Source organism: Pseudomonas sp. P4_D7, assembly GCF_056401755.1.
The window spans coordinates 1-12,708 of record NZ_JBFUIR010000061.1 but is presented as its reverse complement, the minus strand read 5'-3'; the positions used below and the strand labels follow the sequence as shown (position 1 = coordinate 12,708).

The following is a 12,708-nucleotide window of genomic DNA, read 5'->3' as shown; positions in this document are numbered from 1 at the left end:
ACCCACAGCAGTATTTAAAAAGTCGATATTCCCACTCTCTGTGGGAGCGAGCCTGCTCGCGAAAGCGGATTGTCTGTCGGCAAAAGTGTTGAATGTGCCGGCCTCTTCGCGAGCAGACTCGCTCCCACAATGGACAGCCGTGCTGTTTTTCTGAATAAAACCCGAACCATTCTCAAATACGTCACACGTTTCATCGCTTTGCCGAAAGCCAACTAATCGTTGGCGTCTTTTTCACAAAAAATTGATGGTTGCCTGCTTAAAGTTTCTCGTGCCTTAGTTAATGAAATTTTCACAATCGAAATTTCTGTCATTGACCGAGGCTCTTCTTTTCAGGAATCGCCCATTTCTATGTTGAAGTTAAAAGCCGTGCGCCCGGAATGGGTGACGTTGATTGCCAGCGCCTTTCTTTTAATTGGCTGCAATTTTGTCCTTTGGCAGCACCTGTTCGAGATCACCGCCGCCGATGGCAAGGGCATCGCCATGCGCGTGGCGTTCGGGGTGATGATCCTTGCGGCATTCAACATCGTGCTGACGCTTCTGGCATTCCGTCCGTTGCTCAAGCCGCTGTTGACCCTGATATTTCTGATCAGCGCCGGCGTGGCTTATTTCATGAGTCAATATGGCGTCATGATCGATGCCGGCATGTTTCGCAACTTTGCCGAAACCAATGCAACGGAAGTGCGTGATCTGCTCTCGTTGAAGTTGTTTGCTTATATTCTGTTGCTCGGTGTATTACCGTCCTGGTTGTTGTGGAAAGTGCCAGTCAACTATCGTCGATGGCACCGTGAGTTAATCAGCAAAGTTATTGTCGGTGTTGCTTCTGTGGCGGTGATTGGTGGGGTGGCGCTGGCCAACTATCAGGGCTTGTCATCGCTGTTTCGCAATCACCACGAAATTCGCTTGATGCTGGTGCCCAGTAATTACATCGGTGCTTCGGCGGGTTATCTACGTGAGCAAGTGGTCTCGGCGCGGCAGCCATTCATCAAGATCGGCGAGGACGCCGAGCGCAATCCGGATGTGAAGCTTCAACCGCGTAAATCGCTGACCGTGCTGGTGGTGGGTGAAAGTGCCCGGGCGGAGAACTTCGGCATCCTCGGTTACCACCGTGACACCACGCCGACACTCGATAAGGAAGCCGGCCTGATCGCTTTCACTGACGTGCATTCCTGCGGGACGGAAACGGCGGTATCGGTGCCGTGCATGTTCTCCAACATGGGCCGCAAGGATTATGACGCCAGCAAGGCGAAGAATGAGGAAGGCCTGCTCGATGTGCTCAAACGTGCCGGTATCGATGTGATCTGGCGTGACAACCAGTCCGGCTGCAAAGGCACTTGCGACCGGGTCACCCTGCAAGATGTCAGCAACCTGAAAGACCCGGCGCTGTGTGCCAACAGCGAATGCCGCGACGAAATCCTCCTGCAAGGTCTGCAAAGTTTTATCGACCATCTGGACAAGGACACCGTGCTGGTTTTGCACCAGATGGGCAGTCACGGCCCGGAATACTTCAAGCGTTATCCCAAGGAATACGAGCACTTCACCCCGGTGTGTGAAAGTAACGCGCTGAACAATTGCAGCCGCGAAAGTATCGTCAACGGTTACGACAACACGCTGGTGTATACCGATCACGTGCTGTCGAGCCTGATCGATGTATTGCGCATTAATCAGGACAAAGTTGATACCGCGATGTTGTACCTGTCGGACCACGGTGAGTCGCTGGGCGAGTACAACTTGTTCCTGCACGGTACGCCTTACATGTTGGCGCCAGAGCAACAAAAGCATGTAGCGATGCTGGCGTGGTTCTCCGATAACTATCAGAAGGCTTATTCGGTCGACACGCATTGCCTGCAAATGAGCCGCGACAAACCACTGAGCCAGGACAACCTGTTCCACTCGATGCTTGGCCTGCTTGAGGTCAGGAGCAAGGTCTATCAGCCGGGTCTGGACATGTTTGCCGGTTGCCGTGGTGCGGTGATCGACGGCGTACTCGCCAAGGACTGAGGCCAATCGGCTCCGTCGTTCTGATACGACGGGGCTTTCTGCTTCTTTTGTCAGACTATTCTTGCTCTCTGGCAGGACATTTCGTTACAGCTCTTGCCCTTCACAGGCGCGTAAATCGCCAGTGGCGATATATACTGCGCGCCATTCTTCAAGGGAGAGCCGTGTGGCCATCGATATTCACTGGATTCGCGACAACGAAAGCCTCGCGCAGTTTTGCGCCGAGTGGCAGCAGCTGCCGTTCGTTGCCCTCGACACCGAATTCATGCGGGTCGACACCTTCTACCCGATTGCCGGCCTGTTGCAGGTGGGCGACGGCAAACGCGCCTACCTGATCGATCCGCTGACCATCAATGCCTGGCAACCGCTGGCTGCGTTGCTGGAGAACCCGGCGGTACTCAAAGTCCTGCACGCCTGCAGCGAAGACCTCGAAGTGCTGTTGCGCCTGACCGGCAGCCTGCCGGCCCCGATGTTCGACACGCAACTGGCCGCCGCTTACCTGAACCTCGGGTTCTCGATGGGTTATTCGCGACTGGTGCAGGAAGTGCTCGGCATTGAACTGCCGAAGGGCGAGACCCGTTCCGACTGGTTGCAGCGTCCGTTGTCCGAGACGCAAATCAGCTACGCCGCCGAAGATGCCGTGCATCTGGCGGAGGTTTTCGTACAGCTGCGACCGAAACTGTCTGACGACAAATTCGCCTGGGTGCTGGAGGACGGCGCTGAGCTGGTCGCCAACCTGCGCCGTGAAACCGACCCGTACGAGGTCTATCGCGAGGCCAAACTGGCGTGGAAACTCTCGCGTGCGCAACTGGCGGTTCTGCGTGAACTGTGCGCCTGGCGGGAAAAGGAAGCCCGCGCCCGCGATCTGCCGCGCAACCGCATCGTCCGCGAGCATTCGCTGTGGCCACTGGCCCGCACGCAACCGGACAACCTCGCGGCGCTGGGCAAAATCGAAGACATGCACCCGCGTACCGTGCGTCAGGACGGCCAATTTCTGCTTGATCTGATCAAGCGCTCTGGCAGTGTGGGGCCTGATCAATGGCCGCCCGCCGTAGCGGAGCCCTTGCCGATCGAAGCCGCCGCGTTGATCAAACAATTGCGCGCATTGGGCCAGGCTGAGGCCGAGCGCCTGGGCATTGCCCCGGAACTGATGCTGCGCAAGAAAACCCTCGAAGCCCTGGTCAAAAGTGGCTACCCCGAGGGTCCTTACCAATTGCCTGAGTCGTTGCGTGGCTGGCGCCGCGAACTCATGGGCCAGAAGCTGCTCGACAGCCTGGCCACCGCCGGAGAACAGCCTTGAAACGTATTTGCTCTATTTACCAAAGCTCGAAGCGCAAGGGCATGTATCTCTATGTGCTCAAGAGCGATGAGCTGGAACGCGTGCCCGAGGCCCTGATGGCGGCTTTCGGCAAAGCCATATTTGCCTTCAGTCTGGTGTTGACGCCTGAGCGCAAACTGGCCAGCGAGGACATCGTCGTGGTCCTGGAAAACCTCGACAAGCAGGGCTACCACCTGCAAATGCCGCCGGCCGAGGACGAGTACATCGAGCACTTGCCCGAAGAGTTGCTGCGACGCAACGACCCGGTCTGATCTGCGCGGCTCTGTTCTGAGTCTCGGTTTACCCTGGAACTGTTTTTACCGCGATGGCCGCCCGAATCCGGCGGCTGTCTGCACGGTTTGCGAAAGGTTTGAAGATGCGCGTTCTGATTGCCGAACACGACCACGCGATATACGCCCGGCTGCTGCGTCAGGCAGCACCCGAGCTTGAAGTACTGACCAGCGGTGATTCCGCCGAGCTGGCCCGTCAGGCCGCCGATTGTCCGGTGTGGCTGGGGCAGCCGGATTTGCTCGCGACTCTGTTGCGCCAGGGGCACCAGCCACAATGGCTGCAATCGACCTGGGCCGGTATCACACCTTTGCTCGCTGACGGCTTGCGCCGCGATTACCGTTTGACCCGTGCAGTGGGGATTTTCGGTCAGGTGATGGCCGAGTATGTGCTGACCTACATTCTTGGCCATGAGCGCGAAGTGCTGGCGCGACTGGTCAGCCAGGTCGAGCGTAAATGGGACAACCGCAGCGGCCAGAGCCTGGTCGGGCGCAAAGTGCTGATCGTCGGCACCGGCGATATCGGCCAGAGTGTCGCGCAGTTCCTGCTGCCGTTCGGCATAGAGCTGTACGGGATTGCCAGCAGCGCCCGTGAGCAGGCGCCGTTTGTCGAGGTCGGTTCGATGGCTGATCTGCCGCGACTGGTGGGTGAAGTGGATTACGTGGTCAATCTGCTGCCGAACACCGAACACACCCACGATATCTACGACGCGGCGCTGTTCAAGCAATTCAAGCCAACCGGGTTGTTCATCAACGCCGGGCGCGGTGTCGCGGTGGTCGATGCCGACCTGGTGGAAGCGTTGAAGGAAGGCCATCTGGCGGGGGCGGTGATCGACGTTTGCCGTCAGGAGCCACTGCCGCAACGCCATCCATTCTGGACCGCTTGGGGCTTGCTGCTGACCGGGCACAGTTCGGCGCCGAATGGCGGTGTGTCAGACAGCATTAATGTCGACTGACACGGCCTCATCGCGAGCAGGCTCACTCCTACACTTGGTTTTGCGCTGTGGCTTAGAGGGTGAAGTCGCCTTCCGCCGCCAGTTCATTCAGCGGGCGGCGCGGGCTCGGCTCTTCACGGGCCTGCAGGTATTCAGCCAGCGTTGCCTTGTCACCGAGCTTGCCGACGGCAACGGCCGCATGCAGCGCATAACCTTCAGGAATGTTCAGCTCCTTGCGCGTCAGTTCCTGATCGAACCCGGCCATGCCGTGGGTGTGCCAGCCACTGAGGCTTGCTTGCAGCGCCAGATGGCCCCACGCCGAGCCGGTGTCGAAGGTATGCCACAGCGCCGGGGTTTCTTCAGTGGCGCCTGGTGCAGTGAAGGTGGTTTTCGAAATCACGATTACCAAGGCCGAGGCATGCTGCGCCCAGCTACGGTTGAATTCGTTGAGCAGACCCAGATAACGCTCCCAGTTTGGCGTATCGAGACGCGCATAGAGGAAACGCCAAGGCTGCGAGTTGTACGCCGAGGGCGCCCAGCGTGCGGCTTCGAAGAAGCTCAGCAGGGTTTCTTCCGGGATCGCTTCGCCAGTGAAGGCGCGCGGCGACCAGCGGTCGGTGAATTGCGGGTGAATGGCGTAATCGGCAACGCGTGGGTTGGCACTCATCAAGAGATTCCTTGCTACGTTTGAGTCAGGGATTTGAATGAAAACCCGGCGGGATCAGTTGCGCTGAGCGATGGGGTTTTCCGAGCCTGAGGGTTCACCACAATGCAACGCGGTCGAGCGTTAATGGCTTGCGGGCAAGGCTCCTTGCGACTGGCAAAGCTACGCGCCGCCACAAAAACTGACAAGCCCCGCGCAACCGGCAGTCGCCGGCGCTTGGCCCGCAAGGCCTTGGGCACTAGACTGGCGGCCTTTTCACCACCTGATGTTGATGCTTGAGCCATGGCCGCCAAAGTCGAACCGTTCTGGAAACGCAAAACCCTCGATCAACTCGATCACCAGGAATGGGAATCGCTGTGCGACGGCTGTGGGCTGTGCTGCCTGCAAAAGCTTGAGGATGAGGAGGACAACAGCGTTTATTACACGCGCATTGCCTGCAAACTGCTGGACCTGAAAACCTGCCAGTGCAGCGATTATCCGAACCGCATCAAGTTTGTCCCGGACTGCATCCAGCTCACCCCGGGGCAGGCCGAAGAGTTCAAATGGCTGCCGCCGACCTGCGGTTATCGACTGGTCAGCGAGGGCAAGGATCTACCGTTGTGGCACCACCTGGTCTGCGGCGATCGCGACGCGGTGCACCACGAGCGGATTTCCCAGTCCGGGCGCATGCTCGCCGAAGGCAGCGTGCCGGAGGATGACTGGGAAGATCACCTGATTTTCCGCGCGGGCTGATACCTGCTGATTCAAGCTTTACCAAGGAGTGCGTATGGCTGTCGGATTGCAGCGAGCGTTGATGATGGCGCTGCTGGCGCTAAGCGCCCCGGTGTGGGCGGCGAAGAAAGTCGATCTGGATTATCACGTGCGCCTGTTGCCGCAAAGCGATCAGGCCGAGGTGCGCCTGACCCTGGGCAAAGGCGAGGCGGTGCGCAGTCTCGATTTCGACCTTGGCGACGGCAGCCATTACAGCGACTTCAAGGCAGACGGCCAATGGCTGCTGACCCCCGGCAAAAACGCCCGGGGCGTCTGGCGCCCGACCAGTGACAAGGCCAGCCTGACTTACCGCGTGCGCATCAGCCACGGACGCAAGAACGGCAGTTTCGACACCCGCATGACCCCCAGCTGGGCATTGATGCGTGGCGATGAACTGGTGCCGCCAGCCAAACTCGATCAGCAGGACGGCACCGAACTGGTCGCGCGCCTGCAATTCGAATTGCCCGATGGCTGGAAAAGTATCGAAACCGCCTGGCCGCGTATCGGCAAGAACAAATTCCGCATCGACAACCCGTCACGCCTGTTTGATCGTCCGACGGGCTGGATGCTCGCCGGCCATCTCGGCAGCCGCCGTACGCGCCTGGGCGAAACCGAAGTCACCGTGGCTTCGCCGCAAGGGCAGGGCATGCGCCGGATGGACGTGCTGACCCTGCTTACGTTCGTCTGGCCGCAGGTGCAGGCGGTTTATCCACGCCATCCGGCTAAACTGTTGATCGTCGGTGCCAATGACCCGATGTGGCGCGGCAGCCTCGGCGCACATGAATCCATCTACGTGAACACGCGATTGCCGCTGGTCAGCGAAAGCGGCAACAGTGCGCTGGTGCGCGAGCTGGCGCAGGTGTTCGGGCGGATTAACGACGAGCAGCGCAGCGACTGGATCAGCGAGGGTTTTGCCGAGTATTACGCCATTGAACTGGTGCGCCGTGCCGGCGGCATGAGCGATGAACGTTATCAGGCGCTACAGACGAAGCTGGCCAGGGACGGCCAGAAAGTCACGACGTTGCGCGGCGAGCAGATCAGCCCGGCGCAGGTGGCGAAAGCGGTGGTGCTGTTGCAGGAGCTGGATGGCGAGATTCGCCTGAAGACACGCAACAAGCGCTCGCTGGATGATGTGTTGCGGGGGGCGATGCATTTGGGGACAGTGAGCACCAAGGAATTTGTGCAACTGGCCGAGAGCGTGCTCGGCGAGTCCTCGAAAGTCCTTGATACCGCGTTGCTTCAGTAATACCGCTTCCGCGAGCAGGCTCGCTCCCACAGGGAAATGCATTTCAAAAGGTGGGAGCGAGCCTGCTCGCGAAGGGGTCATTAGCCCCACCGCAACTCTTGGATCAAACCCCGGCTTTCGGCGATTTCACCGAATCATTGCCGGTCACGGTGGCGGTGCTGGTCGCCGCCTCGGCATTGGCTTTCAGCTTGCTCAACTCTTCCCCGGCCCGTTCGATCTTCGCCCGCACATTGTTCATGTCCTGACGACTCTTCTCGATCAGGCTTTTCATCGAGCTGTGCCCGGTAATCCCGCGCGCCATGGCCACGCCGCCAATCGCCACCTGAATCAAACCGAACACACCGCCACGGCGCAGGCCCTTGCCGACCATGATCACGCCGCCCGCCAGCGAGCCGATGCGCTCCCAGCCTTCGACGTTCTGCTCGGAACGGCTCTGGAACGGGGTGGATTCGATACGTTCGACACGTTTGAGCTCGGTCATGATCTTTCTCCAGGCAATGAGTAATGGATAAACAAGCTGACTGCCGGAGCGGTCAGCTCGTTCCATCGGATCTGCGATGTTTCAGCGGAATTTGGGCCCGGAGCGGGTGTTCAAGCCCTTGGCCATGCGGTCGTAAAGCACGACGTTGACCGTGGCGGCGAGGTTCATGCAGCCGGTGGTCGGGATGTACACGACGTCTTCGCACCAGTCGCGGATCTCTTTGTCCAGCGAACCGTCTTCGGGGCCGAAGATATACAGGGCGCGATCCGGGTGGGTGTATTCCGGCAGCGGGCGGGCGCCTTCGACCAGTTCCACGGCGACGGGCACGCAGTTGAGCGGGAGGATCTTTTTCAGATCGTCGATACCGATCAGCGGGATGTCGTAGTGCACGCGTTTGGTGTCGGTGACGAAGTCGGCGGCGCGTTCATAACGCTTGCCGGTGTAGAACACCGACGCCACGCCGTAGCAGCCTGCGGCGCGCATCACCGAACCGACGTTTTCCGGTGATTTGGGGTTATACAAACCAATGCAGCTGTACCGTTTGTCTGCCACGAGCGGGGTGCCTTCGGGAAAAAGAGCGCGATTATACGGGGATTGAACGGTTGTGGTCAGATCATGGAATGGCGGTGCCTGAGCGGCCGCCTTCGCGAGCAAGCTCGCTCCCACACTGGATCGGTGTCATACACAAAACCACTGTGGGAGCGAGCTTGCTCGTGAAGGGGCCAGTCAGGCCAATGAAGAACTTTAATCTTCTTTCTTCATGAGGCCGGCGAGGGCAGCAAACGGGTTATGCGTCGCCTTGGCGATCTTCGGCGTGCTCAGCGAGCCTTCGCTGAAATACTGCTGGTCGGTATAGCGCGAGTGTTCGTTGTCGTGGCAATACAGGCACAACAGCTCCCAGTTCGAGCCGTCCTGCGGGTTGTTGTCGTGGTTGTGGTCGCGGTGGTGCACGGTCAGTTCGCTCAGGCGCTTGCCGGAAAACTCACGGGTACAGCGGCCACAGACGTGCGGGTACATCTTCAGGGCTTTGTCGCGGTAGCCCATTTCCTTGTCGCGCTGGTTGTCGGCGAGGATGCGATCCAGCTTCGACGTGTTGGTTGGGGTGGACGAACTCATGGGTTCACCTTTGTAAAAGACTGATGACGGTTATACGCAGAGTTTAGCTCAGCCCTTGAGCTTCTCGGCAATCCAGATCGTGTGGCGCGTGCCCTTGTTGCCGTGGGCGAAGACCTGGACTTCTTCGGCCTTGAAACCGGCCTTCTTCAATTTGTCGGAAAACAGCCGGTCGGCGCTGGCCGACCACACCGCTAGCACGCCTTTCGGGCGCAGGGCTTTGGCGCAGGCATTCAGACCAGCGGCGGAGTACAGCCAGCTGTTGGCTTTCTGGGTCAGGCCTTCGGGGCCGTTGTCGACGTCGAGCATGATTGCGTCGAAACCGTTCTGCTCACTTTGCAGGACCTTGGCCACGTCTTCCTGACGGATCACCGTGCGCGGATCCAGCAGCGGTCGACCGGACTTTTCGCCGAGCGGGCCACGGTTCCACTCGACCACGCCGGGGACCAGCTCCGCGACCACCACTTCGGCAGTCTTGCCCAGATGCTTGAGCGCGGAGGCGAGGGTGAACCCCATGCCCAGACCGCCGATCAGCACCCGCGAATTCGGCCGGCCAGCGACCTTGCGGCACGGAATTTCGGCCAGCGCATCTTCGGAACCGTGCATGCGCGTGTTCATCAATTGTCCGCCGTCGCCGCCCTGGATCTTGATGACAAAATCCTCGCCATACTCGAACAGGCACAGGGCACCGCCGCTTTCAGGGATCGGGGTGGTGTCGAGCAGAACGAAACGTTTCATGGAAATCTCTACAAGGGGGAAGGCAAGCAGGCCCGTTGGGAGTAGCCTGAGCGCAGACTAAGGCCAAACGGAGCCCTTGATGAAGCGCACCATTCTAACGGTCATTGCCCTGGCCGCGCTCTCGATTACTGCAGTGCAGGCGCAGCAGGTCGTTCCAGTCAGCCCGGCGCCGCAACCCGGCTCGCCTGGCACCGCTACACCGACACCGTATCCGCAGATCACGCCGATCAACATTCCCAAGTCTGGCGCTGGCAGTGGCAGCCCGCCGCTGGTGCCGATTGAAATGCCCAGCCCGCCGAGCAAGGATCAACCGGTGCCGGGCATTGAGCCAGGCGGCACCAAAGCGAAAAACCCCGGCGGTTAAACCTGTTGCGCCGCCAGTTGACCGTCGGCCATGCGCAGGCGTTTCGACAGCGAGACGGCGAGGGCGCGGATGATCTTCGCGGCGATCTTCGGCGCGTCGTTGAGCATTTTTTCCAGCGAATCCTTGCCGAGGTTCAATAGCTGACAGTTTGTCGCCGCCACGCACGTTGCCGAGCGTCGTTCGCCATCGAGCACGGCCATTTCGCCGAAGGCCCGACCGCTGCGCAGGGTGGCCATGGTGATTACCTGGCCATCGGGGCCGGTTTTCTGCACGGCGACCTGGCCGGTGTGGAGGATGCACATGAAACTGCCGGCATCGCCCTCGCGGAAAATCGCCTCGCCTTCAGCCACGGTGCTGATGCTGAAGTAGCCGGAAGCGGCCGCAAAGTCGGCCAGCTGCAATTGATCGAACAGGCCACAGTCCATCAGCCAGTCGCGGATTTCGTTGTTCAGGAAGGTCGGTTCTGACATGTCGTCACGGTCTTTTTGTTTTCACTGTTTCAGGCTTCACACGGTCCCTTGTAGGAGTGAGCCAGCTCGCGATAGCGGTCGGTCATTCAAATCATCTTTAACTGACATACCGTTATCGCGAGCAGGCTCACTCCTACTGGGGATCTGTGGGGTATCGGCCTCTTGGGTCTGCAATTAAGACCCAAGTGACCGACGGAGTTCCTCAGGCCAGACCCAGAACCTTGAAAACAAATGCGTATTCGAGTGCTACGTCACGTAATCCCTGATAACGCCCGCTCATCCCGCCATGCCCGGCGCCCAGTTCAGTCTTGAGCAGCAGCACGTTGTCGTCGGTTTTGGATGCACGCAGTTTCGCCACCCACTTGGCCGCTTCCCAGTACTGCACGCGGCTGTCGTTGTAACCGGCGATCACCAGCGTCGCTGGATAATCCTGCGCACTGACGTTTTCGTACGGCGCATAAGCCTTGATCCGCTCGTAAACCTCCGGCTCTTCGGGATTGCCCCACTCGTCGTACTCGGTAACGGTCAGCGGCAGTTCCGGGTCGAGCATGGTATTGAGCACATCGACGAACGGCACTTCAGCAATTGCCACGCCGAACAGATCCGGACGCTGGTTGAGCACCGCGCCAATCAGCAAACCACCCGCGCTGCCGCCGCTGATCGCCAGTTTATCGGCCGTGGTAATGCCGTTGAGGATCAGAAATTCGGCGCAGGCAATGAAGTCGCTGAAGGTGTTGTGTTTGTGTTCCTGCTTACCGGCGCGATACCAGGCCTCGCCCAATTCACCGCCGCCGCGCACATGCGCAATCGCGAAGGCCATGCCACGATCCAGAAGGCTCAGGCGGGCGTGGGAAAACCACGGATCAAGGCTCGAACCGTAAGCGCCATAACCGTAGAGATACAGCGGCACGGCTTTGCCAACCATGTCGCGCTTCATCACCAGGCTGATCGGTACTTGCGTACCGTCCGGCGCAGTCGCCCACAGGCGTTGGCTGACGTAGGCATCGGCGTCGAACGGGCCGAGCACCGGGGTTTCTTTCAACACTGCTTGTTCGCCGCTGGCGAGGATCAGTTGGCGAACTTGCGCCGGACGGTTCAACGCCTCATAGCGCAGGCGAATGCGGTCGCTCTCGAACTCCAGGCTGTTTTGCACATAGAGACTGTAGGCCGCGTCCGGCAATTGCACGCGATACGGCGCCAGACCGTGTGGGTGAACTTCTATGATCGGCAGGCCGCCCTCGCGCAGGCTCAGGGTCATGGCCTCGGTGTTGAGGCTGACGCCATCGAGCATCACCGTATCGCTGTGGGGGATCAGGTTCTGCCAGTCGGCTTCGGTCGGCGCGGTGCCGCTGTCCGGTGCCTGATACAGCGCGTAGTTGATGCCGTCACGGTTGGTGCGGATAAACCACGTCCACAGGCCATCGAGCAGGCCGTGATCGACATCATATTCATGATCCTCGACCCGCGGCGCCAGGCAAGTGAACGGCAGGTGCGGCTGGTGGGCGTCGAGCGCCCAGACTTCGCTGGTGGTCTTGCTGCCCAGCGACAACAGCAGTTGCTGCTCGGAACTGGAACGGTAGCAGTGCAGGAAGAAACGCCCGTCCGGCTCGTGGAAAACTTCTTCGGCAGCGGTGCCGTCGAGGCGGTAACGGAACAGCTTGTGTGGACGATGGGTGTCGTCGAGTACGCCGAAGAACAGGGTCAGGCTGTCGTTGGCCCAGGTCATGCTGCCGTCGCAGTCTTCGAATTCCAGTTCGCTGACTTTGTCGTTGGCCAGTTCCTTGACAAACAACGTGTAAATCTCATCGCCCGAAGCGTCGACGCTGTAGGCCAGACGCTGGTGATCCGGGCTGATACTGAATGCACCCAGCGAGAAGAAACCGCCGTTGGCCAGTACATTCGGGTCGAGCAGCAGTTGTTCGCGACTTTCATCGAGGCTCAGGCTGTCGTCCGCCGGACGCGGGCAGCGGTAATGCCGGGCGTATTCATCGCCCGCTGTGGTGCGCGTGTAATACAGGTAAGGGCCCCACGGCGAGGGCAGGGACAGGTCGGTTTCCAGAATCCGGCCCTTGATCTCTTCGAACAGGCTTTCACGCAGCTCGGCCTGATCGGCGGTTTGCGCTTCCTGGTAGGCGTTTTCGGCCTTGAGGTAATCGAGTACCGCGTCGGTGTCGCGCTCCTGCAGCCAGGCATACGGGTCGGCACCGGGCGCCTTGTGGGCAATCGGGGCACTGAGGACGTTGGCGGATTCGGGCATGAAAGGCTCTCGGACAATTTACGGAATAAGGGTTTTCGCGGATCTTGAAACCGCCGCAGCCCCCTGTGGGAGCGAGCTTGCTCGCGAAGG

Annotated in this window: 13 protein-coding genes and 1 pseudogene; 7 read left to right on the top strand and 7 right to left on the bottom strand. The window is 59.8% G+C overall.

The window, feature by feature from the left end:
- Positions 1-348 precede the first annotated feature (348 nt).
- The 4 genes and pseudogenes from AC1DVF_RS25880 to AC1DVF_RS25865 all read left to right on the top strand — a co-directional run.
- Complete coding sequence (locus AC1DVF_RS25880) at positions 349-1,998, top strand: phosphoethanolamine transferase (RefSeq protein WP_099758265.1); 1,650 nt, start codon at positions 349-351, stop codon at positions 1,996-1,998.
- A 163-nt stretch (positions 1,999-2,161) separates the two neighbouring features.
- On the top strand, positions 2,162-3,295 hold the full coding sequence (rnd, locus tag AC1DVF_RS25875) for a ribonuclease D (RefSeq protein WP_093438244.1): 1,134 nt from the start codon (positions 2,162-2,164) through the stop codon (positions 3,293-3,295).
- Positions 3,292-3,585 (top strand): YcgL domain-containing protein, encoded by a 294-nt coding sequence (locus AC1DVF_RS25870; RefSeq protein ID WP_093438239.1) that lies wholly within the window; start codon positions 3,292-3,294, stop codon positions 3,583-3,585. The genes rnd and AC1DVF_RS25870 overlap by 4 nt, the downstream gene beginning before the upstream one ends.
- Positions 3,586-3,689: 104 nt before the next feature.
- Positions 3,690-4,520 (top strand): annotated as a pseudogene (locus tag AC1DVF_RS25865) (D-2-hydroxyacid dehydrogenase); the annotation flags it as partial.
- A gap of 88 nt (positions 4,521-4,608) precedes the next feature.
- Here the strand turns inward: AC1DVF_RS25865 and AC1DVF_RS25860 are convergent.
- A complete protein-coding gene (locus AC1DVF_RS25860; protein WP_477783368.1) occupies positions 4,609-5,202 on the bottom strand; it encodes a nitroreductase family protein in 594 nt (197 codons plus the stop codon).
- Between the two features lie 279 nt (positions 5,203-5,481).
- On the opposite strand from AC1DVF_RS25860, the gene AC1DVF_RS25855 reads away from it, so the two are divergent.
- Both AC1DVF_RS25855 and AC1DVF_RS25850 read left to right on the top strand, forming a co-directional pair.
- Positions 5,482-5,931: a YcgN family cysteine cluster protein gene (locus AC1DVF_RS25855; RefSeq protein ID WP_093438229.1), complete on the top strand. Its 450-nt coding sequence runs from the start codon at positions 5,482-5,484 to the stop codon at positions 5,929-5,931.
- A 34-nt stretch (positions 5,932-5,965) separates the two neighbouring features.
- Complete coding sequence (locus AC1DVF_RS25850) at positions 5,966-7,195, top strand: hypothetical protein (protein ID WP_460090129.1); 1,230 nt, start codon at positions 5,966-5,968, stop codon at positions 7,193-7,195.
- A 103-nt stretch (positions 7,196-7,298) separates the two neighbouring features.
- On the opposite strand, the gene AC1DVF_RS25845 is transcribed toward AC1DVF_RS25850, so the two are convergent.
- The 4 genes from AC1DVF_RS25845 to AC1DVF_RS25830 all read right to left on the bottom strand — a co-directional run bounded on the left by AC1DVF_RS25845 (position 7,299) and on the right by AC1DVF_RS25830 (position 9,527).
- The gene (locus AC1DVF_RS25845) at positions 7,299-7,676 is read right to left on the bottom strand and encodes a YgaP family membrane protein (RefSeq protein ID WP_093438222.1); all 378 of its coding nucleotides are present in this window, start codon (positions 7,674-7,676) and stop codon (positions 7,299-7,301) included.
- A gap of 81 nt (positions 7,677-7,757) precedes the next feature.
- Positions 7,758-8,228 carry an RNA methyltransferase gene (locus tag AC1DVF_RS25840; RefSeq protein WP_007911337.1) on the bottom strand — a complete coding sequence of 157 codons (471 nt, stop codon included), beginning with the start codon at positions 8,226-8,228 and terminating at the stop codon, positions 7,758-7,760.
- 192 nt (positions 8,229-8,420) lie between these two features.
- Complete coding sequence (locus AC1DVF_RS25835; RefSeq protein WP_007911336.1) at positions 8,421-8,792, bottom strand: YajD family HNH nuclease; 372 nt, start codon at positions 8,790-8,792, stop codon at positions 8,421-8,423.
- 48 nt (positions 8,793-8,840) lie between these two features.
- Complete coding sequence (locus tag AC1DVF_RS25830) at positions 8,841-9,527, bottom strand: spermidine synthase (RefSeq protein ID WP_186622708.1); 687 nt, start codon at positions 9,525-9,527, stop codon at positions 8,841-8,843.
- Between the two features lie 79 nt (positions 9,528-9,606).
- Here AC1DVF_RS25830 and AC1DVF_RS25825 point away from each other — a divergent pair, with 79 nt between their 5' ends.
- The gene (locus tag AC1DVF_RS25825) at positions 9,607-9,891 is read left to right on the top strand and encodes a hypothetical protein (RefSeq protein ID WP_093438214.1); all 285 of its coding nucleotides are present in this window, start codon (positions 9,607-9,609) and stop codon (positions 9,889-9,891) included.
- Here the strand turns inward: AC1DVF_RS25825 and AC1DVF_RS25820 are convergent.
- Together AC1DVF_RS25820 and AC1DVF_RS25815 are read right to left on the bottom strand one after the other, a co-directional pair.
- A complete protein-coding gene (locus tag AC1DVF_RS25820; protein WP_034153174.1) occupies positions 9,888-10,361 on the bottom strand; it encodes a cyclic nucleotide-binding domain-containing protein in 474 nt (157 codons plus the stop codon). The genes AC1DVF_RS25825 and AC1DVF_RS25820 overlap by 4 nt on opposite strands.
- A gap of 202 nt (positions 10,362-10,563) precedes the next feature.
- Positions 10,564-12,618 carry a S9 family peptidase gene (locus AC1DVF_RS25815; protein ID WP_460090130.1) on the bottom strand — a complete coding sequence of 685 codons (2,055 nt, stop codon included), beginning with the start codon at positions 12,616-12,618 and terminating at the stop codon, positions 10,564-10,566.
- Positions 12,619-12,708 lie beyond the last annotated feature (90 nt).

Bases quoted from the DNA above. Each gene is read 5' to 3' on its own strand.
- AC1DVF_RS25820 (WP_034153174.1), bottom strand. From the start codon at position 10,361: ATGTCAGAACCGACCTTCCTGAACAACGAAATCCGCGACTGGCTGATG.
- AC1DVF_RS25835 (WP_007911336.1), bottom strand. From the start codon at position 8,792: ATGAGTTCGTCCACCCCAACCAACACGTCGAAGCTGGATCGCATCCTC.
- AC1DVF_RS25880 (WP_099758265.1), top strand. From the start codon at position 349: ATGTTGAAGTTAAAAGCCGTGCGCCCGGAATGGGTGACGTTGATTGCC.
- AC1DVF_RS25845 (WP_093438222.1), bottom strand. From the start codon at position 7,676: ATGACCGAGCTCAAACGTGTCGAACGTATCGAATCCACCCCGTTCCAG.
- AC1DVF_RS25830 (WP_186622708.1), bottom strand. From the start codon at position 9,527: ATGAAACGTTTCGTTCTGCTCGACACCACCCCGATCCCTGAAAGCGGC.
- AC1DVF_RS25815 (WP_460090130.1), bottom strand. From the start codon at position 12,618: ATGCCCGAATCCGCCAACGTCCTCAGTGCCCCGATTGCCCACAAGGCG.
- AC1DVF_RS25850 (WP_460090129.1), top strand. From the start codon at position 5,966: ATGGCTGTCGGATTGCAGCGAGCGTTGATGATGGCGCTGCTGGCGCTA.
- AC1DVF_RS25860 (WP_477783368.1), bottom strand. From the start codon at position 5,202: ATGAGTGCCAACCCACGCGTTGCCGATTACGCCATTCACCCGCAATTC.
- AC1DVF_RS25855 (WP_093438229.1), top strand. From the start codon at position 5,482: ATGGCCGCCAAAGTCGAACCGTTCTGGAAACGCAAAACCCTCGATCAA.
- AC1DVF_RS25825 (WP_093438214.1), top strand. From the start codon at position 9,607: ATGAAGCGCACCATTCTAACGGTCATTGCCCTGGCCGCGCTCTCGATT.